Source organism: Aeromonas sp. s12, assembly GCF_040907925.1.
In the GTDB taxonomy this organism is placed as follows: domain Bacteria; phylum Pseudomonadota; class Gammaproteobacteria; order Enterobacterales; family Aeromonadaceae; genus Aeromonas; species Aeromonas veronii.
This window is the reverse complement of record NZ_JBFOCT010000028.1, coordinates 63,126-86,252: the sequence shown is the minus strand read 5'-3', so window position 1 is coordinate 86,252 and position 23,127 is coordinate 63,126. Positions and strand designations below refer to the sequence as shown.

20 protein-coding genes are annotated in these 23,127 nt (G+C 56.0%); 4 read left to right on the top strand and 16 right to left on the bottom strand.

The features are described from left to right. Window positions 1-4: 4 nt before the first annotated feature. The 12 genes from fabZ to rpsB form a co-directional block, all read right to left on the bottom strand. On the bottom strand, window positions 5-466 hold the full coding sequence (gene fabZ, locus AB5Y67_RS14230; protein WP_005338559.1) for a 3-hydroxyacyl-ACP dehydratase FabZ: 462 nt from the start codon (window positions 464-466) through the stop codon (window positions 5-7). Window positions 467-490: 24 nt separating this feature from the next. After that, the gene (gene lpxD, locus AB5Y67_RS14225; RefSeq protein WP_005338561.1) at window positions 491-1,510 is read right to left on the bottom strand and encodes a UDP-3-O-(3-hydroxymyristoyl)glucosamine N-acyltransferase; all 1,020 of its coding nucleotides are present in this window, start codon (window positions 1,508-1,510) and stop codon (window positions 491-493) included. 3 nt (window positions 1,511-1,513) lie between these two features. After that, window positions 1,514-2,026 carry an OmpH family outer membrane protein gene (locus AB5Y67_RS14220; RefSeq protein ID WP_005338563.1) on the bottom strand — a complete coding sequence of 171 codons (513 nt, stop codon included), beginning with the start codon at window positions 2,024-2,026 and terminating at the stop codon, window positions 1,514-1,516. A 149-nt stretch (window positions 2,027-2,175) separates the two neighbouring features. Beyond that, complete coding sequence (gene bamA / locus AB5Y67_RS14215; protein ID WP_150390374.1) at window positions 2,176-4,707, bottom strand: outer membrane protein assembly factor BamA; 2,532 nt, start codon at window positions 4,705-4,707, stop codon at window positions 2,176-2,178. A gap of 34 nt (window positions 4,708-4,741) precedes the next feature. Next, entirely contained in the window at window positions 4,742-6,094 is a 1,353-nt protein-coding gene (gene rseP, locus AB5Y67_RS14210) for a sigma E protease regulator RseP (protein ID WP_342291417.1), read from the bottom strand. Next, window positions 6,094-7,290: a 1-deoxy-D-xylulose-5-phosphate reductoisomerase gene (ispC, locus tag AB5Y67_RS14205; protein WP_150390373.1), complete on the bottom strand. Its 1,197-nt coding sequence runs from the start codon at window positions 7,288-7,290 to the stop codon at window positions 6,094-6,096. The genes rseP and ispC overlap by 1 nt, the downstream gene beginning before the upstream one ends. Continuing rightward, complete coding sequence (locus AB5Y67_RS14200) at window positions 7,290-8,147, bottom strand: phosphatidate cytidylyltransferase (RefSeq protein ID WP_026034918.1); 858 nt, start codon at window positions 8,145-8,147, stop codon at window positions 7,290-7,292. The genes ispC and AB5Y67_RS14200 overlap by 1 nt, the downstream gene beginning before the upstream one ends. 27 nt (window positions 8,148-8,174) lie before the next feature. Beyond that, window positions 8,175-8,951 carry a polyprenyl diphosphate synthase gene (gene uppS, locus AB5Y67_RS14195; RefSeq protein ID WP_005338574.1) on the bottom strand — a complete coding sequence of 259 codons (777 nt, stop codon included), beginning with the start codon at window positions 8,949-8,951 and terminating at the stop codon, window positions 8,175-8,177. Window positions 8,952-9,023: 72 nt separating this feature from the next. After that, window positions 9,024-9,581, bottom strand: a complete 558-nt coding sequence (frr, locus tag AB5Y67_RS14190; RefSeq protein WP_005338576.1) for a ribosome recycling factor — start codon at window positions 9,579-9,581, stop codon at window positions 9,024-9,026. Between the two features lie 101 nt (window positions 9,582-9,682). Continuing rightward, window positions 9,683-10,417: a UMP kinase gene (gene pyrH, locus AB5Y67_RS14185; RefSeq protein ID WP_005338577.1), complete on the bottom strand. Its 735-nt coding sequence runs from the start codon at window positions 10,415-10,417 to the stop codon at window positions 9,683-9,685. A 71-nt stretch (window positions 10,418-10,488) separates the two neighbouring features. Then, the gene (gene tsf, locus AB5Y67_RS14180) at window positions 10,489-11,370 is read right to left on the bottom strand and encodes a translation elongation factor Ts (protein WP_005338578.1); all 882 of its coding nucleotides are present in this window, start codon (window positions 11,368-11,370) and stop codon (window positions 10,489-10,491) included. A 104-nt stretch (window positions 11,371-11,474) separates the two neighbouring features. Then, on the bottom strand, window positions 11,475-12,203 hold the full coding sequence (gene rpsB / locus AB5Y67_RS14175; protein ID WP_005303470.1) for a 30S ribosomal protein S2: 729 nt from the start codon (window positions 12,201-12,203) through the stop codon (window positions 11,475-11,477). 371 nt (window positions 12,204-12,574) lie between these two features. Between rpsB and map the strand changes: the two genes are divergently transcribed. The 4 genes from map (at window position 12,575) to AB5Y67_RS14155 (ending at window position 17,598) form a co-directional block, all read left to right on the top strand. Further along, window positions 12,575-13,363, top strand: coding sequence for a type I methionyl aminopeptidase (map, locus tag AB5Y67_RS14170; protein WP_021229216.1), 789 nt, complete (start codon window positions 12,575-12,577; stop codon window positions 13,361-13,363). Window positions 13,364-13,448: 85 nt separating this feature from the next. Continuing rightward, the gene (glnD, locus tag AB5Y67_RS14165) at window positions 13,449-16,085 is read left to right on the top strand and encodes a bifunctional uridylyltransferase/uridylyl-removing protein GlnD (RefSeq protein ID WP_064338549.1); all 2,637 of its coding nucleotides are present in this window, start codon (window positions 13,449-13,451) and stop codon (window positions 16,083-16,085) included. A 174-nt stretch (window positions 16,086-16,259) separates the two neighbouring features. After that, complete coding sequence (gene dapD / locus AB5Y67_RS14160) at window positions 16,260-17,087, top strand: 2,3,4,5-tetrahydropyridine-2,6-dicarboxylate N-succinyltransferase (protein ID WP_005338581.1); 828 nt, start codon at window positions 16,260-16,262, stop codon at window positions 17,085-17,087. A 127-nt stretch (window positions 17,088-17,214) separates the two neighbouring features. After that, window positions 17,215-17,598, top strand: coding sequence for a DUF3461 family protein (locus AB5Y67_RS14155; RefSeq protein WP_005338583.1), 384 nt, complete (start codon window positions 17,215-17,217; stop codon window positions 17,596-17,598). A 276-nt stretch (window positions 17,599-17,874) separates the two neighbouring features. On the opposite strand, the gene ptsG is transcribed toward AB5Y67_RS14155, so the two are convergent. From ptsG to AB5Y67_RS14135, 4 genes are all read right to left on the bottom strand, one after another. Next, entirely contained in the window at window positions 17,875-19,305 is a 1,431-nt protein-coding gene (ptsG, locus tag AB5Y67_RS14150; RefSeq protein ID WP_005338586.1) for a PTS glucose transporter subunit IIBC, read from the bottom strand. Between the two features lie 423 nt (window positions 19,306-19,728). Beyond that, the gene (locus tag AB5Y67_RS14145; protein ID WP_043818987.1) at window positions 19,729-20,730 is read right to left on the bottom strand and encodes a MalM family protein; all 1,002 of its coding nucleotides are present in this window, start codon (window positions 20,728-20,730) and stop codon (window positions 19,729-19,731) included. 77 nt (window positions 20,731-20,807) lie between these two features. After that, window positions 20,808-22,058 carry a maltoporin gene (locus AB5Y67_RS14140; RefSeq protein ID WP_043818990.1) on the bottom strand — a complete coding sequence of 417 codons (1,251 nt, stop codon included), beginning with the start codon at window positions 22,056-22,058 and terminating at the stop codon, window positions 20,808-20,810. 542 nt (window positions 22,059-22,600) lie between these two features. Beyond that, entirely contained in the window at window positions 22,601-23,041 is a 441-nt protein-coding gene (locus AB5Y67_RS14135; protein WP_342291416.1) for a flavodoxin, read from the bottom strand. Between the last annotated feature and the right edge of the window lie 86 nt (window positions 23,042-23,127).

Genomic DNA, 23,127 nt, shown 5'->3' with positions numbered 1-23,127 from the left:
TGTGTTAAACCTCGCGTTTGGCGCACATCAGCTCGGCGGTACAGACCACTTCACCGTCGACGGTGGCGACACCGGTGAACTTGGCAATACCGCGACGCTCTTTCAGGAACTCCACGTCCAGCACCAGTTGGTCACCGGGGCCGACCGGGCGCTTGAAGCGAGCGTTGTCGATTGAGGCAAAATAGTAGAGTTCGTTGGGAGACGGCTTGCCCACCATGGTAAAGGCCAGGATACCGGTGGCCTGTGCCATCGCTTCCAAGATCAGTACGCCAGGGAACACCGGCTTGGCCGGGAAGTGCCCCTGGAAGATCGGCTCGTTGAACGAGACGTTCTTGATGGCGCGCAGTGTTTTGCGCTCATCGCTGATCTCGTAGTCGTCTACACGATCCACCATCAGAAACGGATAACGGTGGGGCAGCAGATCCATGATTTCCTGGATACCCAGGCTCTTCTTTTCAGTAGTCAAAACAGTACCCTATACCAATCGTGATTATTCTTGATCCAGCTTCTTCTCAAGCTTGCTTAACCGCTTGTGCATCTCTTCGATACGCATCACCCGGGCGGCGGTCTTGCGCCACTCTTTATTAGTTTGCAGAGGGATGCCGGAAGAGTAGACACCGGGCTCGGTAATGGGTCGCATCACCATGGCCATACCGGTAACGGTGGCCTGGTCGCAGATCTCCATATGCCCGTTAAAGACGGAAGCGCCGCCAATGATACAGTATTTGCCGACCTTGAGACTACCAGCCATCACGGTAGAGCCCGCCACGGCGGTGCCGTAACCGATCTCCACGTTGTGGGCGATCTGGCACTGGTTGTCGATGATGACGTTGTCAGCGATGCGGGTATCTTCCAGCGCACCGCGGTCAATGGTGGTACAGGCACCGATCTCGACCCGGTTGCCAATGGTCACACCGCCGAGCTGGGGGATCTTGATCCACTCGCCACGCTCGTTGGCATAACCGAAACCATCGGCGCCGATCACTGTGCCGGATTGAACCAGACAGTCGGTGCCCATAGTCACATTGTGATAGAGGGTGACGTTGGCCCACAGCCGGGAGCGCGCTCCCAGCCGGGTGTTCTTGCCAACGAAACAACCCGGGCCAATGCGTACATCATCACCCAGCACTACGCCGGATTCGATCACTGCATTGGCGCCGATGGCCACTCTCTCGCCCAGTTGTACGTCAGCCGCGATAACGGCGCTCGGATGGATATCCGTGGCCGGCTGCGGGGTGGTGTCCAGCAGTTGGGCTACCCGTGCAAAGCCCACATAGGGGTCTTTGAGCACCAGGGCATTGGTGGGACAAAATGGCAGATCCGCTTCGGTAATGAGCACGGCGGTCGCCTTGCTCTGCTCCAGATAGTGCCGGTACTTTTTGTTGGACAGGAAGGTGATATCCCCCTCCCCGGCCTTTTCCAGTGTCGCTACCTTGCGGATTTCCAGGGTTCCGTCGCCATGGACCTGGGCCCCCAGTTGCTGGGCCAGCTGTGCGAGAGTGAATGCCATCAATTAGTTGCTCTTGCTTACCTGAGAAATAACCTGGCCGGAGATGTCCAGCTTGCTGGCAGCATACGGGGCGGCATTGCGCTCCAGCACCAGATCGTAACCATTGCTCTTGGCGATGGAATCGATGGCAGCCTGCACCTTGGTCAGGATCTTGTTACGCTCTTCGGACTGACGGCGACCGTTGTCCTGCTCAAAGGCTTGACGCTTCTGGTTGAACTCCATCTGCAGCTTGGCCAGCTTCTCCTGATTCTGCTTCTTCTGCTCGGCGCTCATGAAGGCTTCATCCTTGCGGAACTTCTCGACCAGCTTCTGGCCTTCCTGTTCCAGCTTCTGCAGCTCACGCATGCGCGGCTCGAATTCACCTTTCAGCTTGGCTGCAACGGCTTCACGCTGGGGCAGCTTTTGGAAGACTTCGCCCATATCGACCACGGCTATCTTGGTCTCAGCGAAGGCAGAACCCATGCCGGCAGCCATCAGTGCAAAGCTCAAACCAGCTACTTTCAACGCTTTATTCACACTTACTCCTTGTTCCCTCATGGCGAGGGCTACCTGATTTACCCGATTATGCAAGCGGCGTTAGGACCGTCTTGTTACCTGGTGAGGCACGCATACCGCGCGTCCCATCATTGAAGACCCCCACCGCATGGGTGGGGGTGAAACTCTGCTTAGAAAGTACGACCGATGTTGAAGGAGAAGAACTCGGTGCGATCCCCTTCATATTTCTTGATCGGCTTGGCCAAGGCGAACACCAGCGGGCCCATCGGCGAGAGCCACTGCAGGGAGACACCGGCAGAGACCCGGATATTGCCCGGGCTGGAGTAGTCCTGGCTCAGATAGTTGCAATCAGAACCGGCGGCGCAAGGATATGCTCCGTTGGCAAAATCAGTGCTCCAGACGGTACCTGCATCCATAAAGACGGTGGAACGGATCTGCGGACGATAAGTCTCGGAGACGAACGGGGTCGGGAAGACCAGCTCCAGTGTTGCAACGGCCAGAGCGTTACCGCCCACCGAGGTGTCGGAACCTTCATAACTGCCGGTCTCACAAGGTTGACTGCCAGTACAAGTGCCAGCCCCCGGTTTGTTGTAGGTCTTGTAAATCGCCTTGGGACCAATGGTGTTGCTCTTGAAGCCACGTACCGTATCGAAACCGCCGGCATAGTAGTTTTCGAAGAACGGCAGCATGGGGTCATCGCCATAGCCGTTACCGTAGGAGACGCGCCCCTTGCCGATCATCACCCAGTTATGATCCACATCTAGCGGGAAGTAATGGGCATCTTCGGCGGAGAGCTTGTAGTACTGCAGTTCCATGCCCGGCACGGTCACCTTGGCGTTGACACGCTGGCGGTCACCGGCGGTCGGGAACATCCCCTTGTTCAGGGTGGAACGGGTCCAGCCAGCGGTGACATCGACGGTCACAAAGTCGAGGTTGGAACCATCCTGTGAATAGAGATTCCAGAACTGATCCATCTGCACCGACTGGCGGTTATCGTTCCACTGATCCCAGCAATAGGTATTGCCGTCAGTATCCGGATTGTCCTTTAGACATTCCTGATAGTTCTGGCTATTGAATGAGGGACGACTCAGCTTGGTGCTCTCGATACCGGTACTGAAGTCGAGACGGTTGAACTCGTTGACCGGGAAGCCGCTGGAGAGACGGAAACCGATGGTTTCGTTCTCGTAATCGACGATATCGGCATCATCGGCGCGGAACTGGTTGTAGTAGACCCGACCACCCAGGCTGACACCATCTACGGTGAAGTAGGGGTCGTTGTAGCTCAGGTCAACGTTCTTGGAGTAGTCGTTGGTGCTGGCGTTGATGGAGACCGTTTTACCGGTACCCATAAAGTTATTCTGAGAGATCCCCGCCTGCAGGCTCAGACCCGATTCGGTACCGTAACCGATACCGGCGTTGATGGAGCCTGCTGGCTGCTCCTTGACCTTGAAGTCGAGGTCAACCAGATCATCGTTGCCCGGCACCCGCTTGGTGTCCACTTCGACGCTCTCGAAATAACCAAGGCGGTTGAGACGGCTCTTGGACTGCTCGATGTTGTCGGAGGAGAGCCAGGTGCCTTCCATCTGGCGCATCTCGCGACGCAGCACCTGATCTTCGGTGGTGGCGTTACCGCTGAAGTTGATGTTGCGCACATAGACACGGGGGCCAGGCTCAACGTTGACGATCAGCTCCACTTCCTTGGTCTTGTCATTGACCTGCGGGAAGGTGACCACTTTCGGATAGGCGTAGCCGTAACGGCCGAGGAACTTGGAGAGCACCTCTTCGGTATGAGTCACCTGACTGGCGGAGTAGGTGCTGCCGGCAGCGATCGGGATCAATCCCTTCATCTCGCCACCGCGATCGATCAGGTCACCCTTGAGCTGGACACCTGAGACCTTGTACTGATCCCCTTCCTTGATGTTGAGGGTGACGTAGACGCCCTTCTTGTCGGGGGTCATGGAGACCTGGGTAGACTCCTGCTGGAAGCGGATATAGCCGCGGTCCATGTAGTAGGAGCGCAGGGTCTCGATATCACCGGCCAGTTTCTGCTTCTGATAGCGCTGATCGGCGGTGAAGTTCCACCAAGGCACTTCGTCGCGCAGGGAGAGCTGGGCAATCAGCTTCTCTTCAGGGAAGACGCTATTGCCGACGATGTTGATCTGCTGGATCTTGGCCGCTTCCCCTTCCACGAAGGTGAACTTGAGGTCGACCCGGTTGCGCGGCAACGGGGTGACGATCGCCTTGACCTTGGCGGAGTATTTACCCACGCCATAGTAGAAATCTTCCAGTCCCTTCTCGAGGGAGGTGAGCACGGTGCGATCCAGCGGATCGCCCACACGGATACCGGAGGACTCCAGACTCTGGGTCAGTTGCTCCTCTTTGATATCCTTGTTGCCGGCAAACTCGATGCTGGAGATGGTCGGACGCTCCTTGACCATCACCTGCAGCACCTGGCCATCACGGTAAACCTTCACATCCTCGAAGTTACCCGAGGCATAGAGCTTCTTGATGGCGCTGGCCAGAGCCACGGAGTCGACGGTATCACCGACCCGGATCGGCAGGTTCAACAGTGCGGCACCCAGGGTCACCCGTTGCAGACCTTCGACCTGGATATCTTGCACCACAAAAGAGGCAGGGGCCGCCTGGGCCAGGAAACTGGCACCCAGCAGGCAACTCAACACCAATGCTTTTTTAACAGCCATTTTGTTCTTATGTGTCCTTGTTGATGCTCTGGCCTCAGAGGCGAGCGAAATCGTTAAACAGCGCAATGCCCATCAATAACATCAGAATGGCGGCGCCGATCCTGAAACCCACTTCCTGTATTTTCTCTGATACCGGCTTGCCGGTGACCGCTTCGATCAGGAAATAGACCAGATGGCCACCATCGAGCACCGGCAGGGGGAACAGATTGATAATTCCCAGGTTGACGCTGATGAGCGCCAGAAAACTCAAGAAATAGACCAGACCATAGTCGGCACTGCTGCCGGCGCCCTTGGCAATGGAGATGGGGCCGCTCAGGTTGTCCAGCGACACGATGCCACCGATCAACTTGCCAATCATGTCAAAGGTGAGCGTGATCAGGCTCCAGGTCTTGTCCGCGCCATGCCACAGCGCCTGCAAAGGCCCATACTGTAACAGAATTCGATATTCATCCGGTAATGGAACCAGTTGCGGTGAGAGACCGACGAATCCAACAAGCTTACCCTGCACCTTGCGGCTATCCGGGGTCAGGGTCACGTTGAGATCACTGTTGTTGCGCTCAACCACCACTTGCAGTGGTTCGCCCGGTGCCTGCTGCACCAGTTCGACAAACTGGGCCCACGCGGTAATAGGCTGATCGCCGACCTGTTTGATACGGTCACCGACCTGCAGCCCCGCCTTTTCACTGGCACTCTTGGCCACCACGGCAGCCACGACAGGCAGCACTTTGCCACTCAGGGGGACAATCCCCAAGCTGCCAATGGGCGACTCTTTATCCGGCTCGAAGGTCCAGCCGGTCAGCGACAAGGTTTTATCGGTGGCATAGCTGGTATTGGGTGCCTGCACTTTCAGGGTGACTGCATCATCACCCAGATGGCTGATAAGGGCGTAAGTGACGCTCTCCCAGTCGCCGGTCTGCTCATCGCCAACCCCGACAATCTCCATCCCCGGCAGCACACCCGCCTCGGCAACGATGGATGCCGGACGCACCTCACCAATCACCGGCTTGACGCTCGGCACCCCGATGATAAACATCAGCCAGAGGGCAAACAGGGCAAACACGAAGTTGGCCATAGGGCCCGCGGCGACAATCGCCATCCGCGCCCAGACACTCTTGTGGTTGAAGGCATACTGCTCGTCACCGGGCTTGAGTTCATCGACCCGGCCATCGAGCATCTTGACGTAACCACCGAGGGGGATCAGCGCCAGCACATATTCGGTGCCATCTTTACCCATCCGGCGCCAGATCGCCTTGCCAAAACCGATAGAGAAGCGCTCAACCTTGACGCCACAACGACGGGCCACCCAGAAGTGACCAAACTCGTGCACCGCGACCAGCAGGCCCAGCGCAACAACAAAGGCACCGATATTCCACAACACACCGCCCATCAGCCAAGCTCCTCAATCAAAGTGTGAGCACGGGCTCTTGCCGCACCGTCCAGGGCAAACAGATCATCGAGCGAGCCGACTGCGCTGCTATCCAGCGCCAGCATCACTGCCTCGTTGATCCGGGCAATATCCATAAAGCCGATGCGCCCGGCCAGGAAGGCGGCAACCGCCTCCTCGTTGGCCGCATTGAGCGCAGTGGTCGCCGCTTGTCCCTTCTGGCAGGCATTGATGGCAAGCGCCAGACAGGGATAGCGATCATAATCAGGCCGGATAAAGCTGAACTCTCCGACACTGAAGAAATCCAAAGGTTCCACACCGGAAGGGATGCGATTGGGGTAAGCCAGCGCATGGGCGATGGGGGTACACATATCCGGATTACCAAGCTGGGCCAGTACAGAGCCATCCTTATACTGCACCATGGAGTGGATCACCGACTGGGGGTGGATCACCACCTGGATCTGCTCGGGCGCCGCATTGAACAACCAGCGCGCCTCGATGTACTCCAGCCCCTTGTTGATCATGGTGGCGGAGTCGACCGAAATCTTGGCCCCCATCGACCAGTTGGGATGGGCGATGGCCTGCGCCGGCGTCACCTTGGCCAACTCGCTGATCTCAGTGTAACGGAACGGGCCGCCAGAACCGGTCAGCAAAATCTTGCTGATCCCCGCCGCCGCCAGATCGCAAAAACCGGGCTGGCGCTGCACGGCGGTCGGCAGACACTGGAAGATGGCATTGTGTTCGCTGTCGATGGGCAGCAGCTCGGCGCCATGTTCGCGCACGGCTTCCATGAAGAAAGCACCGGACATCACCAGCGCCTCCTTGTTGGCCAGCAAAATACGCTTGCCGGCACGTACCGCGGCCATGGTCGGGGCCAGTCCGGCTGCCCCCACAATGGCGGCCATCACGCTATGGGCGTCGGGGTGAGCGGCAACCTCGCAAAGGGCTGCTGCACCAGACATGACCCGGGTCGCACTGCCGTGCGCTTTCAGACGGGCAGCCAGTTCACGGGCGGCATCCTCATCGACCATCACGGCAAAACGGGGGGAGAATTCGAGGCAGTCCCGCAACATGGCATCCACGTTGCGGGCGGCGGTCAACGCCAATACTTGCCAACTGCCCGGGTTATGGCGCAGCACTTTCAAGGTACTCTGACCAATGGAGCCGGAGGCCCCCAGAATAACCAGTGACTTGTGCATCAAAACTCCTGACTGAGTAGCAGATAACTGAGCAGAAACACCGGCAGGGCGGCGGTCAGGCTGTCGATCCGGTCAAGAATGCCGCCATGACCAGGCAGCAGAGTGCCGGAGTCCTTGATGCCCGCTTCGCGCTTGAACATGCTCTCGGTCAGATCGCCGAGTACGGAGGCAAGCACCGCCAGCAGAGAGCAAAACAGCACGGTGATCATCTTGGCAGGAACAAATCCCATCGACCAGGTAACGCCGATGGCCAGCAGGCTGGCGGTAAAGAGGCCGCCACACATTCCTTCGATGGTTTTGCCCGGACTCACAGCCGGTGCCAGCTTGTGCTTACCGAACGCCTTGCCGAAAAAATACGCGCCAGAATCTGCCGCCCAGACCAGTCCCATCACGAACAACAGGATCCAGGCCCCCATCATGGGGTCATGGTAAAAGTTGTAACCACGGATGGCGACCAGCGACCAGAAGAAAGGAACCAGGGTCACCAGACCAAACAGCGACTTGAGCCAGATAGACTCTTTCCACAGCTTGGCGCTCTGGGGATAACGCAGTACCAGCAGCAGACCCAGCAGCCACCAGCTTACCGCGGTCCAGAGCACGCCCATCACGAGGGGGTGCAGATGGGGCGTCCAGAGTTGCTCCACCGGCAGCCAAAAGAGGCTGGCACCGAGCAACAGACAAAATACGATGGGCAACCATTGCTGCGGAGCAGCAGAGACAAACCCGCTCCATTCACGACTGGCCAACAAAAACACCAGCGCAGCCAACAGGGCAAAAAATTTCAATGGCAGAAAGAAGAGCGCCCCCAACACCAGGGGGATCAACATCAAAGCAGTAATAATTCGTTGTTTTAGCAAAAGAAACCTCTCTCTTGGGAGCGGGGTTTAGCCGGTCTGCTGCTCGGCGATCAATTCCCGTATCTGTTCACCCGTGCAACCGAAGCGACGCTCGCGGGCAACGAAAGAGGCGACAGCCTCACTGAACTCGGCCTCGTTGAAATCGGGCCACAATACCGGGGTAAAATAGAGCTCGGCATAGGCGAGCTGCCATAACACAAAGTTGCTGATGCGATGATCGCCACCGGTGCGGATCAACAGGTCCACGGGTGGCAGATCGGCCATGCAAACCTCGCGGGTCAACATGGATTCATCAATGTCGTCAGCGGCCAGTTCACCGGCCGCCACTGCTTTAGCCAGCTTGCGGGCGGCCTGGGCGATATCCCACTGGCCGCCATAGTTGGCCGCAATGTTCAGGGTCAACCCCTTGTTATTGGCGGTCAAGGCTTCCGCCTTGGCGATTTTGGCCTGCAACCGCTCACTAAAGCGAGCAGTATCGCCAATCACCTTGAGCCGGATCCCGTTGTTGTGCAGTTTCTGCACCTCACGACCCAGCACTGTGATGAACAGTTCCATCAAGGCACTGACCTCCCCTTCCGGGCGGCGCCAGTTCTCGCTGGAGAATGCAAACAGGGTCAATGCCTCGATCTTGGCACGCGCAGCAAAGGTAACGGCCTCGCGCACTGACTTGACGCCCGCCTTGTGGCCATAAACCCGCATCTTGCCTCGGTTCTGGGCCCAGCGACCGTTACCATCCATGATGATGGCGACGTGACGGGGTAAAGACGAGTTGGCACAATCACCCAACGCAGCCAAAAGCGACATGTAATTCTCCCACAAAGACAAAAGCGCCGTGCAGGGGCACTACACGGCGCTCGTAATATACCTTTCAGACGGTTAGATTTCCATTAGCTCCTTCTCCTTTACGGCAAGGGCCTCATCGACCAGCTTGATGTAGGAGTCGGTCAGTTTCTGGATCTCTTCCTGGGCGCGACGGTCATCGTCTTCGGAGATCTCTTTGTCCTTCAGCAGCGCTTTCAGATCAGCGTTGGCGTCACGACGGATGTTGCGCACGGCAACACGAGCGTTTTCCGCTTCGGCACGGACGATCTTGGTCAGGTCGCGACGACGCTCTTCGGTCAGCGGCGGCAGCGGTACGCGCAGGGTCTGGCCATTGCTGGACGGGTTCAGGCCCAGATCGGAGGTCAGAATCGCCTTCTCTACCGCCTGGATCATGGAGCGGTCAAAAATGGAGATGGAGAGGGTGCGAGCATCTTCTGCCACGACGTTGGCCAACTGTTTCAGCGGAGTGGCAGCACCGTAATACTCAACCTGGATGCCGTCGAGCAGGCTCGGGTGAGCACGGCCGGTACGGATCTTGGACATTTGGGTCTTGAGCGCTTCTACGCTCTTGCCCATACGGTCCTTGGCGTCGTTTTTAATCTCGTTGATCACAGTGGTTTTCCTTTTGGCGAACGAGCCGCTACACGGCCCGTGTCTATCTTATTTACTGACGTGATGGATAGGATAAGAGCGCCAGGTGGCTCACTTTTATCTTATTTACCAACGTGGTGGATCAGAGTGCCTTCCGGTTCACCCATGACAACCCGGCGCAGGGCACCCGGTTTGTTCATGTTGAACACACGGATCGGCAGATCATGGTCACGTGCCAGGGTAAAGGCAGCAAGATCCATCACCTTGAGCTCTTTTTCAAGAACTTCATCATAACTCAGTTCATGATACAGCACGGCATCCGGATTCTTGACCGGATCTTCGTTGTATACACCATCAACCTTGGTGGCTTTGAGCACCACGTCAGCTTCGATCTCGATCCCGCGCAGGCAAGCCGCAGAATCGGTAGTGAAGAAGGGGTTGCCGGTACCGGCAGAGAAGATAACGACTTTGCCAGCACGCAGCTGGCTGATTGCCTCGGCCCAGCTGTAGGAGTCGCAGACGCCTTGCAGGGAGATGGCAGACATCAGACGGGCATTCACATAAGCACGATGCAGGGCATCACGCATGGCCAGACCGTTCATCACGGTTGCCAGCATACCCATGTGGTCGCCCACCACGCGGTTCATGCCCGCTTTGGCAAGACCGGCACCACGGAACAGGTTGCCGCCACCGATGACCAGACCGACCTGAACACCCAACTCAACCAGTTCTTTGATCTCTTGGGCCATCCGCTCCAGCACCGCCGGATCAATGCCGAAACCCTCGGATCCTTGCAGGGCTTCACCACTCAACTTCAGAAGAACACGTCTGTATGCAGGTTTGGGATTGGTACTCATGTCACTGATTCCTGGTCATATAAAGACCGCGACATAAGTCGCGGTCTGGGGAAACGGAAAAACCGGTTCGATTAGGCCTTCTGAGCGGCCGCGATTTGGGCTGCAACTTCAGCAGCGAAATCGGTCTCTTGCTTCTCGATGCCTTCGCCCACTTCGAAACGGGTGAAGGAAACAACGTCAGCGCCTTCTTTCTTCAGCAGCTCGGCAACGGTCATGGAAGGATCTTTCACGAACGGTTGACCAGTCAGGGAAACCTCACCGGTGAACTTCTTCATGCGGCCTTCAACCATCTTCTCGGCGATCTCTTTCGGCTTGCCGGAGTTGATGGCGATGTCGATCTGGATTTCGCGCTCTTTGGCAACGACTTCAGCAGACACGTCTTCAGGCTTGACGAATTGCGGGCTGTTGGCAGCAACGTGCATGGCCAGATCTTTGGCCAGCTCGGCAGAACCACCGGTCAGCTTGGTGATAACACCAATGCGGGAACCGTGAACGTAGGTACCCAGGTTGTCACCTTCAACCAGCATCACGCGACGCAGGTTCATGTTCTCACCGATCTTGGCGATCAGGTTGGTGATGGTCAGCTCGACGGATTCGCCGTTACCGAAGTCAGCGGCTTTCAGCGCGTCAACGTCAGCAATTTTCTGGGTCGCAGCGATGTCAGCGATCTTCTGGCCCATTGCCATGAAGCTGGCATCTTTGGCGACGAAGTCGGTTTCGCTGTTCAGCTCGATCATGACGGCAACGTTGCCTTCGGTGCGAGCAAAGATAACGCCTTCAGCGGCGATACGGCCAGCTTTCTTGGCGGCTTTGGCCTGACCGGATTTGCGCATGTTCTCAATTGCCAGCTCGATATCACCAGCAGCTTCTTCCAGTGCTTTTTTGCAATCCATCATGCCAGCGGCAGTGCGCTCGCGCAGTTCTTTTACCAGGGCGGCAGTAACGTTAGCCATGTCCAGTATCCTCGGTCTTGAATTGACAAGAAACAGGGGCCACAAGGGCCCCTGCTAACCAATTACATCAGCTTGGTTAATAAGGGCTTTACAGTCCTTATCAATTACTCAGCTTCAACGAAGCCATCTTGTTCGGCTTGAACAACGATGTCCTGAGCGCGAGCTTCCAGTACGGTGTCAGCAGCAGCATTCAGGTACAGCTGTACGGCACGGATAGCGTCGTCGTTACCCGGGATGACGTAATCAACGCCGTCCGGGTTGGAGTTGGTATCAACGATGGAAACTACCGGGATACCCAGGTTGTTGGCTTCTTTGATAGCGATGTGCTCGTGGTCGGCATCGACAACGAACAGAACGTCAGGCAGGCCGCCCATGTTCTTGATACCACCCAGGCTCTTCTCCAGCTTTTCCATTTCGCGAGTACGCATCAGCGCCTCTTTCTTGGTCAGCTTGTCGAAGGTACCGTCCTGGCTCTGGGTTTCCAGATCTTTCAGGCGCTTGATAGACTGACGAACGGTTTTCCAGTTGGTCAGCATACCGCCCAGCCAGCGGTGGTTTACATAGAACTGGTCGCAACGCTCAGCGGCTTCTTTTACGGCTTCAGACGCGGCACGCTTGGTACCAACGAACAGTACCTTGCCTTTCTTGGCAGCTACGGAGCTGATGAAGTTCATGGCATCGTCAAACATCGGAACGGTTTTTTCCAGGTTGATGATGTGAACTTTGCTGCGGGCACCGAAGATGTAGGATTTCATTTTCGGGTTCCAGTAACGAGTCTGGTGACCGAAGTGAACGCCGGCTTGCAGCATGTCGCGCATAGAAACTTTAGCCATTTTATACCTCTGTATTGGGGTTAGGCCTCCACACATCCCATATAACCGACCCGTTAAGGCACCCCGGCATATGTGTCGATGTGTGTGTGTTGTTTAAGTAAGGGTGATGAAATCGGGACGCAAGTTCCCCATTCCGGCGCGCTTTATATCATAACTTTGTTCAGGACACCACCGGCCGACACCCTAAACAGGTGTAAATATGGATCCCGCCAGAGGATGCTGCGACGCTGATTTGACGTTGTGATGACAATCACACTGGAAGTACGCGGGGGTTGCGGATAAAATTTTGCCCTGATTGCAAACGCATCTATTTTTCATTACCTGTCCTGTCTGCCCTCGCAGGCCCAGCGGCAGGCCGCAAGAGAGATCCCATGTCCATTAAAATCAAGACACCGGAAGAGATTGAAAAGATGCGCGTTGCCGGCCAATTGGCCGCCGATGTGCTGGTCATGATTGCGCCCCATGTCAAAGCTGGCGTCACCACTGACGAACTGAACACCCTCTGCCACGACTATATTGTCGACGTACAACAGGCGGTTCCAGCTCCGCTCAACTACCACGGCTTCCCCAAATCCATCTGCACCTCGGTGAACGATGTGATCTGCCACGGTATCCCGAATCACAAGAAACTGCGCGATGGCGACATCATTAATCTGGATATCACCGTCATCAAGGATGGCTACCACGGCGATACCTCGGCCATGTTCATCGTGGGCGAGACCACCCCGCTGCGCCGCCAGCTCTGTAAAGTTGCGCAAGAGAGCCTCTACGCCGCCATCAAGAAGGTGCGTCCGGGTGCCTGCATCACCGAGATTGGCGCTGTTATTCAGCCCATCGTCGAGAAGGCCGGTTTCTCCGTAGTGCGTGACTACTGCGGCCACGGCATCGGTGCCGAGTTCCACGAAGAGCCACAGATCCTCCACTATCGCAACAGCGGCAAGCTGGAGCTGAAAGCAGGCATGTGCTTCACCATCGAGCCGATGGTCAACAGCAAGAAGTATCACTGCAAGGTCAATCCGAAGGATGGCTGGACCGTGACCACCAAGGATGGCGGCGACTCCGCCCAGTGGGAGCACACCCTGCTTGTGACCGATGATGGCTGCGAGGTGCTCACCCTGCGCCCCGATGACACTATCGACCGCTTCATCAAACACAGCTAACATCGAACCCCGGCCCTGAACTTCCAAAGCGCCGGGGTTTTTACTTCTGTTTCAGCCGTTTGCCTGCCACTGTGTGTGAGATGCCATGGACGCCAGCCTGCTTTCCCCCCATTTGTTACCCGATGACCAGCTCACTCGCGACAACTGCAAAGAGTACCTGAGCCGCTTTCTCGGCTGGCTGCACGCCCGTTTCGATGCCGGTGACAACATCATCGAGCTGGTTGCCACCCGCTCCGAATACATGGATCAGCTGCTCTGCCGGCTGTGGCAGAAGTTCGGCTTCGACAAGAGCGACCTCACCCTCATCGCGGTAGGCGGTTATGGCCGTGGCGAGCTGCACCCCCACTCCGATATCGACCTGCTGATCCTCTATGACGGCGACGAACTGGACGAGGTGCTGGGACTGCGGATCGGCGAGTTCATCACCTTGCTATGGGATCTCAAGCTGGAGGTGGGTCAGGCGGTGCGCAACGTGGCGGAGTGCCTCGAGCAGGGGCGCGCCGATATCACGGTAGCAACCAACCTCATCGAGGCCCGCTACATCACAGGTCGCCAGGAGGGATTCCAGCAACTGAAAGAGGCCACCGGCCCCCAGCACTTCTGGCCAAGCGAAGCCTTCTTTCGCGCCAAGCGCCAGGAGCAGGCTGAACGTCATCAGCAGTTTCTCGGCACCGCCTACAAGCTGGAACCGGATCTCAAGAGCAATCCGGGCGGCCTGCGGGATATTCAAACCCTCGCCTGGGTTGCCCGCCGCCACTTCGGCGCCACTACCTTGTTCGAGATGACCAGCCACGGCTTTCTCAACCGCGCCGAGTATCGTGAACTACTCGACTGCCAGAATTTCCTCTGGAAGGTGCGTTTCGCCCTGCATATGGCGATCAACAAGGGGGATAACCGCCTGCTGTTCGATCGCCAGCGCACCGTGGCCCAGATGCTGGGGTTCGAGGGAGAGGGCAACACTCCGGTCGAGCAGATGATGAAGCGCTTCTACCAGACTGTGCGGCGGGTCTCCGAGCTCAACGAGATGCTGTTGCAGCTGTTTGACGAAGCGATCCTCGGCAACACCGCCATGGATGTGCGCCGCCTCTCCGACGAGTTCCAGCTCCGTGGCCGCCTCATCGATGCGGTGGATGCGGAGCTGTTCAGCCGTGAACCGGCCGCCATCTTGCGCCTCTTCTATCAGATGGCCCAGCATCCCGAGATTGCCGGCATCCACTCGGCCACCCTGCGCCAGCTGCGCGAGGCGCGCCGCAAACTCAACTGCTGGCTGCAGGACTTGCCTGACTGCCGTCGCCTGTTCATGGCGCTGCTGCGCCACCCCAACGGCATCGGCCTACCGCTCACCCTGATGCACAAGTACGGCATTCTGGCGGCCTATCTGCCCCAGTGGAACCTCATCGTCGGCCAGATGCAGTTCGACATGTTCCACGCCTACACGGTGGATGAGCACACCCATCGGCTACTCAAGAACATTCACCAGTTTCCCAATCCGGCCAGTCGCCAGAGCCACCCGCTCTGCCACGAGGTCTTCACCCGGCTGCGCAAACCGGAGCTGCTCAGCATCGCCGCCCTGTTCCACGACATCGCCAAAGGGCGGCGCGGCGATCACTCGGAACTCGGCGCCGTCGATGCGCTGGAGTTCTGCCAGCTGCACGGTCTGGATCGCTACGAGAGTCGGCTGGTCGCCTGGCTGGTGCGCCACCATCTGCTGATGTCGGTCACAGCCCAGCGCCGCGACATCTATGACCCCGACGTTGTCACCGATTTTGCCCAGAAGGTGCGCGACGAACAGCATCTCGACCTGCTCTACTGCCTCACCGTGGCCGATATCTGCGCCACCAACGACACCCTGTGGAACGATTGGAAGGGCACCCTGCTGCGGGAGCTCTACTTCGCGACCCAGAAGGCGCTGCGCCAGGGGCTGGAGAACCCGCCCGACATGCGGCTGCGCATTCGCGAAAACCAGCGTCAGGCCAAGCAACTGCTGGCACAAAGGGATGTATCGGAAGAGGCGATCAACCTGCTCTGGGCCGATTTCAAGGCCGACTACTTCCTGCGTCACAGCCCGGAGCAGATCGCCTGGCACTGCCGCCACATCATCGAGCATGGCGACAATCCGGCTCCGCTGGTGATCATCGGCAAACACCCGACCCGCGGCGGCAGCGAGGTATTTATCTACTGCCGCGACACGCCGAATCTGTTTGCCACCGTGGCCTCGGCGCTGGATCAGAAGAACCTTAACATCCACGACGCCCAGATCATGAACTCGCGCAGCAACTATGTGCTCGATACCTTCGTGGTGCTGGAGCCGAGCGGCGAGCCCATCAGCCCCAACCGCACCGCCACCATCAAGAAAGCGCTGGAGAAGGCGCTGCAGGAGCCGGGCAAGTTGGTGCTGCGCAATAAGCCGTTGTCGCGGCGCCACCGCCAGTTCAGCGTACCGACCCGGGTAGTCTTCCTGCCTCATAAAGGGGAGAGCCGTCACACCCTGATGGAGCTGACTGCCCTCGATACCCCCGGCCTGCTGGCGCGGATCGGTGCCGTTTTCCAGCAGTGCGGACTGTCGCTACACGCCGCCAAAATCGCCACTTTCGGTGAGAGGGTCGAGGACTTTTTCAGCCTGACCAGCCTCGATGGCGAGCCATTGACCGCCGAGCAGCAAAAACAGCTGGAAGAGCGACTGGTACACCAGCTCAATCCCCAGCAATCGGTACTGGATTAAGCGAAGAGTGATTCGAAAGAGGCTGATTGTCGGGCGTTTTTTGCCATACCAAACAACTGGTTGGCGCACACCGGATGAAGAAATGGCCGCTGGCCGGAAGAATTCCGGTCAACCCCTTAAAAACAGTCGGAAAAGTGTGATACAACAAACAGAATTTTTTAAAGGAAACCTGTCATGACCGAGTTGCAACAGATCATTGAAGCGGCCTTCGAGCGCCGCGACACCATTACTCCGGGCTCCGTGGATAGCGCCACCAAGTCCGCCATCCTGCAAGCCATCGACCTGCTGGACTCCGGCAAGGCACGGGTTGCCGAGAAGATCGCCGGTGAGTGGGTTGTCCATCAGTGGTTGAAGAAAGCGGTACTGCTCTACTTCCGCATCAACGACAACGGCATCATCAAGGGCGACGATGCCCAGTACTACGACAAGGTTCCCCTCAAATTCTCCAACTACACTGCCGAGCAGTTCAAGGAAGCGGGTGTGCGCGTGGTGCCGCCGGCAACCGCCCGCAAAGGCTCTTTTATCGCCCCCAATACCGTGCTGATGCCCTCCTATGTCAACATCGGCGCCTTCGTTGACGAAGGTACCATGGTCGATACTTGGGCCACCGTAGGCTCTTGCGCCCAGATCGGTAAGAACGTGCATCTCTCCGGCGGCGTCGGCATCGGCGGCGTACTGGAACCGCTGCAGGCCAACCCGACCATCATCGAAGACAACTGCTTTATCGGTGCCCGCTCCGAAGTGGTTGAAGGGGTGATCGTCGAGGAAGGTTCCGTCATCTCCATGGGCGTCTTCATCGGCCAGTCCACCCGCATCTATGACCGCGAAACCGGCGAGATCCACTACGGCCGCGTACCGGCTGGCTCCGTGGTCGTCTCCGGCTCCCTGCCCTCCAAATGCGGCAAGTACAGCCTCTACGCGGCGGTCATCGTCAAGAAGGTCGATGCCAAGACTCGCGCCAAAGTAGGCATCAACGCTCTGCTGCGCTCCATCGACGAGTAATCAGCATAGCTGTGATGAAAAGGGCGCCTGATGGCGCCCTTTTGATTTTGGCGCCCTTGTCACAGGCAAGCCATAAGGCATCGGTTAAGATGGATGGGACAGGATCGTTTCAAACCGAGGAAGCCTGATGTACGAGAATCTGAAGAGCCTGGGGATCCAGGATCCCGCCTCCGTCGACAGCTATACCCTGCGCCAGGAGGCCAACCACGACATCCTCAAGATCTACTTCAAGAAGCAGAAGGGCGAGTTCTTCGCCAAGAGTGTCAAATTCAAGTATCCCCGCCAGCGCAAAACCATGCTGGTCGACTCCGGTACCCATGAGTACAAGGATGTCACCGAGATCAACGCCAACCTCAAGTATGTGGTGGACGAGCTGGACAACCTGACCCAGGGCGTCCATCAGCAAGCCGACCCGGACATCAAGCAGAAGATCCTGCGCGACCTGCGCCATCTGGAAAAAGTAGTACAAAACAAGATCAGCGAAATCGAACGGGATCTGGAGAAACTCTAATCCCCTCGACTCGACAAAAGAGCGCCCAGATGGCGCTCTTTTTATTGGCTGATTACTGGATGACTTTATCTGGCTATAAGGTTGACCTGGTGATGGTGTGCGATAAGGCGAGCGAGGCACAACGCCGACAGAAGGTATCCCGTTACACATCGCATCTTGGGCAAAGAGACTCCTGCCGAGATCGATCTACAGCGACTCGCACGATCCATGACCAGAAATAGCAAGAGGGAGGCTTTCGCCTCCCTCTTCAAACACGCTGATATTCAGGCAACAGGATTAGTTGCTCTTCATCCAGATGTCCATGTCGGTTTTCAGGTTGTCGGACTTGGTACCGAAGATGGCTTGAACGCCGGAACCAGCCACAACCACACCGGCTGCACCCAGTTTCTTCAGACCAGCCTGGTCAACTTTGGCAACATCTTTCACGCCAACACGCAGACGGGTGATGCAGGCATCCAGAGAAGCGATGTTCTCTTTACCACCGAAGGCGGCAACCAGAGCAGCAGACATCTCGTCTTTGCCTTGGCCAACGGCCTCTTCAGCAGTCTCGTCTTCACGACCCGGGGTTTTCAGGTTCATGGCACGGATAACGAAGCTGAATACCACGTAGTAGATGGCCGCGTAAACCAGACCCAGACCTACCAGCAGCAGCATGTTGTCGGCACGCGGTGATTGCACCACGAAGTCGATGAAGCCATTGGAGAAGGTGTGACCATGTACGATACCCAGAGAGTTGGTCAGCACATAAGCCAGACCAGCCAGTACAGCGTGGATTGCGTACAGAACCGGTGCGATGAACAGGAAGGAGAATTCAATCGGCTCGGTGATACCGGTCAGGAAAGAGGTCAGGGCTGCAGAGGCCATGATACCAACGATCTTGGCGCGGTTTTCCGGCTTGGCAGCGTGAGCGATGGCGAACGCAGCAGCAGGCAGACCGAACATTTTGAACAGGTAGCCACCAGCCAGCTGACCAAAGCCGTTACCGGCAGCGCGGGACGCGTCATCAGCAGTCAGGAAGCAGGTCATGATACCGTGAACAGTTTCACCGGCACCGTTGACGCAGGTACCCGCCTGATAGAAGAACGGTACGTTCCAGATGTGGTGCAGACCGAACGGGATCAGGGAGCGCTCAACCACGCCGTAGATACCGAAGGCCAGTACCGGGTTCTGGTTGGCAGCCCAGTCAGAGAAGGCACCGATGGCGCCACCCACTGGCGGCCAAATCACAGACAGGATCACACCCAGACCGATGGAGAGGAAACCGGTGATGATGGGTACGGCACGTTTGCCCGCGAAGAAGCCCAGGTACTCTGGCAGCTGGATCTTGTAGAAGCGGTTGAACGCCCAGGCAGCGATACCACCGGCCAGGATACCACCCAGCACGCCGGTTTCGATGGTTTCAACACCCATCACAGGTGCCATGACCTTCAGGGTTGCGACCATGATGCCGTAGCCAACGATAGCTGACAGACCGGATACACCGTCGTTATTGGTAAAACCCAGAGCAACACCCACTGCGAACAGCAGGGCCATCTGGCCAAATACGGAACCACCGGCTTGCTCCATCAATTGGGAGACAATTTCCGGCATCCAGCTGAAGTGGGCAGCCCCCACCCCCAGCAGAATACCTGCGACTGGCAAGACTGATACTGGCAGCATCAGCGCCTTACCAACCTTTTGCAGATTAGAGAAAGCATTTTTGAACATTGTGTGCGCTCCTGAATGGATTGTCGTCCCTGAACGATCTATCTGGATGAAATAAGGACTGATTCATTCAGATATCTTCGAGTCGGGCTTGTTTATTTTGACCATCAGAATATAACCCAGCGGGTCATAAATTGCTGCTTTCAAAGGCGGGGGAATATTGAATTTGGAGGGAAGATCACAACTTGTTTAGCGGCTAAAAAACGCATCTAATATAAGTTAACAATCCGCATTATCACTCTATTACAAAGACATATAAATAGCAGTTTCACTTTGTATTTTAACAATGCCATTCACATCAAACGGCAACTCATTGTAACCAAATGTAACGGCGTGATTTTTATTTATTACAGTCTACCGATTAAAAAGGCCTCCAACAAGGGAGGCCTCAATAAATATATCTGACCAGCAAAGGGGCGTATTATTCTATTTTTGCGAGCGCTTGACCGCATCAATAAACACGCTTTTTGCCTTGGTTGAACCGGCCCGCTCAGCCTCGTTCACCAGCTTCATCGCCTTGTCGATATCCCCCGCCTTGACCGCTTTTTCGATCTGGCTCTGGTAGAAGGCTTCAGTTTCACTCAACATGGCAGGAGCAGGTTTGGCGACGGTTGCCCCAGCCACTGAAGTTGCAGCGGTAGCAGCGGTAGCAACTGGCACAACCAGCTTGTTTGGTGTCGTATCCACGATCGGTGTATTGGCATCGATCGCTTCCTGGTAAACCGGCTTGTAGAAGTTATCCCCCAGCGCACTGGCACTCAGATCTTCCACATCAAGTGTGACGACACCCCAAGCCGAGTGCGGGATCAGCGGATCTTTGGCGCCATAATCCTGCACACTCATCGATTTTGCCATCATCTTGGAAGGGCTCATGGCTTGGGTAGTCTGACTCAAAGTAGCCTGAGTGGTGTAAATCACCATATAGGTTTCATTGTTCGGATTGCCGACATAGGAACGGTCGATGGTAAAGACACCTTCAACCCGATCGCCATCCAACATACGCGCAGGTTTGTAGGTAATGATGTTGGCACCGATTGTGCGGGTCGGCTTGAACTGGGAATCCAGCAGCAACACTGTTGGGTTAAACAACGTCTTGTCAATCAGCCCAGCAACCGTGATCTTGAGATCACCAGAATTGCTCGGTAATTTGAAGGCGGCATAATAGCTCTTGCCTTCCGGGAAGTTGAACGCCGGAGAGCTGCCATCTATGGCAACCACTCTTTTCTGCTCAGCAGCCAACGGCTGATACTGCAACTCATTGATACTGCTGCAACATACTGTAGCTGTGCCGAGTTGCTGGAGTGCACTGGCACGGCTATCGAGGATACCCTTGTACTCCTGAGTGGGAGCCACCGTTGCCTCAAGCGACGCACAGGCCGTCATCAGAGTGGAACACAAAATCGTCAACGCTACCTTGCTATATTTCATCTGCCTACCCTACACGCCATCTAGAAAAAAAGAGCCCCCGACAAGCGGGGGCGACTTGAAATCAGGTGATGGAGAGATTACCACCAAGCTTCGGCTTGTACACCGAAGTTCCAAGCGTTGTCTTGCTTAACACCGTTGCTGTCAGCACGGAATTGACCATCTTGCTGTACATAGGAGGCGAAAACACGGATTTCAGGACGAGCCCAGAAACCTGAGCCTGCAGACCAAGCTTGTGCCAGTGTATACTTGCTACCATCAGTAGAGGTTTCACTTGCGCCTTTCTTAGTTTCATGATCTTTGAAGTAACCCACCTCAGCGACGGTCTTCATGACATCATTCCACTTGTACATCGGACGAACAACAACAGAGAAAGTATCCTTGTCCTCGTACTGAGTGCCCCATTCAGTAAAGTCTTTAGCCTGCGCATAAATCAGCTGGTGGCCAAATTCAACTTTGTCACCAACTGGCAGCACACCCCAGTTGATCAATCGGAAGCCATCACCACTGCTGGAATTGGACTGCAGGCCGCTCCCTGAACCAGAACCATAGCTCACACCTTGAGCAGCCAGACCATCCATAAAGTACTGAGCAACAGTCTTGTTGAAACCACCCAACATTGACTGGGTCAGTTCAGCTGTCAACATATGACCATCATTGATATTGGGGTTCAGCTTATCTTGCTCGTCAGTCGGGTTTGCCATAGCAAAGTCATAACCGACTTCAAGAGAAGCGTCAGTCCAAAGAGGAATGCCAGCATAACGAATATCGAACACGTTGGTATCGATAGTATCTTTAGTGCCAGTCACTGCTTCCCATGGGTCATTACGAGTGACAGCAACAGAGAGCTTGCCCGGACCAACCTCAATATTTTCTACACCAGCACCGGCGCCGGAGACATCCCAGTAGTAGGTATCGGAGATATGAATGTCATGACGCTGATAGAAGCGCTTACCGGCCCATAGGGTTTCATTCCCACCAAACAGGTTTTTAGCCTGAACGTTGAACTGACGCAGTGCGAAGTTGGATGAATCGCTAGCAGTGTCCTCCCAATCACGGCTTTGGAAGTCGGTCTTCATGGTAAACATGGAGTCTACATAAAAAGTTTGATTATTCTTGTTGTAGACTTCTTGACCCAGCTGGATCTCTCCATAAGTGTCATCTTCGTTACCCAGACGGCCTACTTTATTTTTCGCATTAATCTGCATGTCACCGTTATCAGAAACACCGATACCGGAACGCATATAGCCGTGGAAATCTACGGCAAAGGCGGCTTGGGAAGCCAGGGCGGCAGTAACAGCTGCTGCAATCGGGAGCCACTTCATTTTCATTGTCATATTCCTTATTTCCCGCAGTGAGGAGTGTGATCCTGAATATTCAACTTCTTATCACCATGTAATCCTGTTGGTGATAACCGAGGTTGATTATAGGGAGCGTATTTCACGACAAATATGAAGCGACTCACAAAATGGCGACAAATCGCTCGGCAAACAATCACCTCAACACAAGCAGGTAAAAAAACGACCCACAAGGCAATGCATGACTAACAAAACAACAAAATTAGCAATTAAAGTAAACTTGAAAGCGTTACCAGCAATTAATTCGCGACTGAACCGAAGTCATTATTTTACGTTCGAATGACAAAAACATGACTGAGATCGCTTTCAAGATTGAACTTTTATTTGGACGACGGGTCTGCGGTGCGCTTGAAACCATTACGCCGATGGAATGCCAAAAGGGGAAAATATCCCTCCGCCACTATCGACAATAAGAGTGGGAAATATGCTTGCTGAGTGAGATGACATTTGTGCAAATAACAATCCCCTGTCGGTTAAGGATCAGGGGATTGATATGGCTCTATTTCAGAGAATATTCAGGACTGAATATCCCACTTTTTCAGCCAGCTGAGTGCCACCTGTTCGGGTTCATCGTGCACGGTGGCATCCAGCTCCAGCGGGGGAATCACTCGCGTGGCGCCCAGCTCTTGCAGCAATCCGTCCAGCCGACGGCCCGCGCCACAAAAATGGTCATAGCTGCTGTCACCCATGGCAATCAGGGCATACCGCAGCCCCTTGAGCCTGGGCGCCTTGTCAGCCAGCTCGCTGGCAAAGGGCTGCAGATTGGGAGGAATGTCCCCCTGCCCGGTGGTGGCACTGACCAGCAATAAAAAACGGCCGGGGTCGATGTCCGCCAGCCGTGCTTCTTCGTGCAGGGTACAGTGATGCCCCTTGCGTTCCAGCTCATCTGCCAAGGTCTCGGCCACCAGCATGGCTGCGCCGTAGACAGTTCCTACCACGATATCGATCTGCGCCATTCTCATCTCCCCGCGTGAGTCACTCTTTTGAGCAACTCTATCAGCAAGCTGGCGTCAGATGCCACCGATTCAGGGCTGAGGATCAG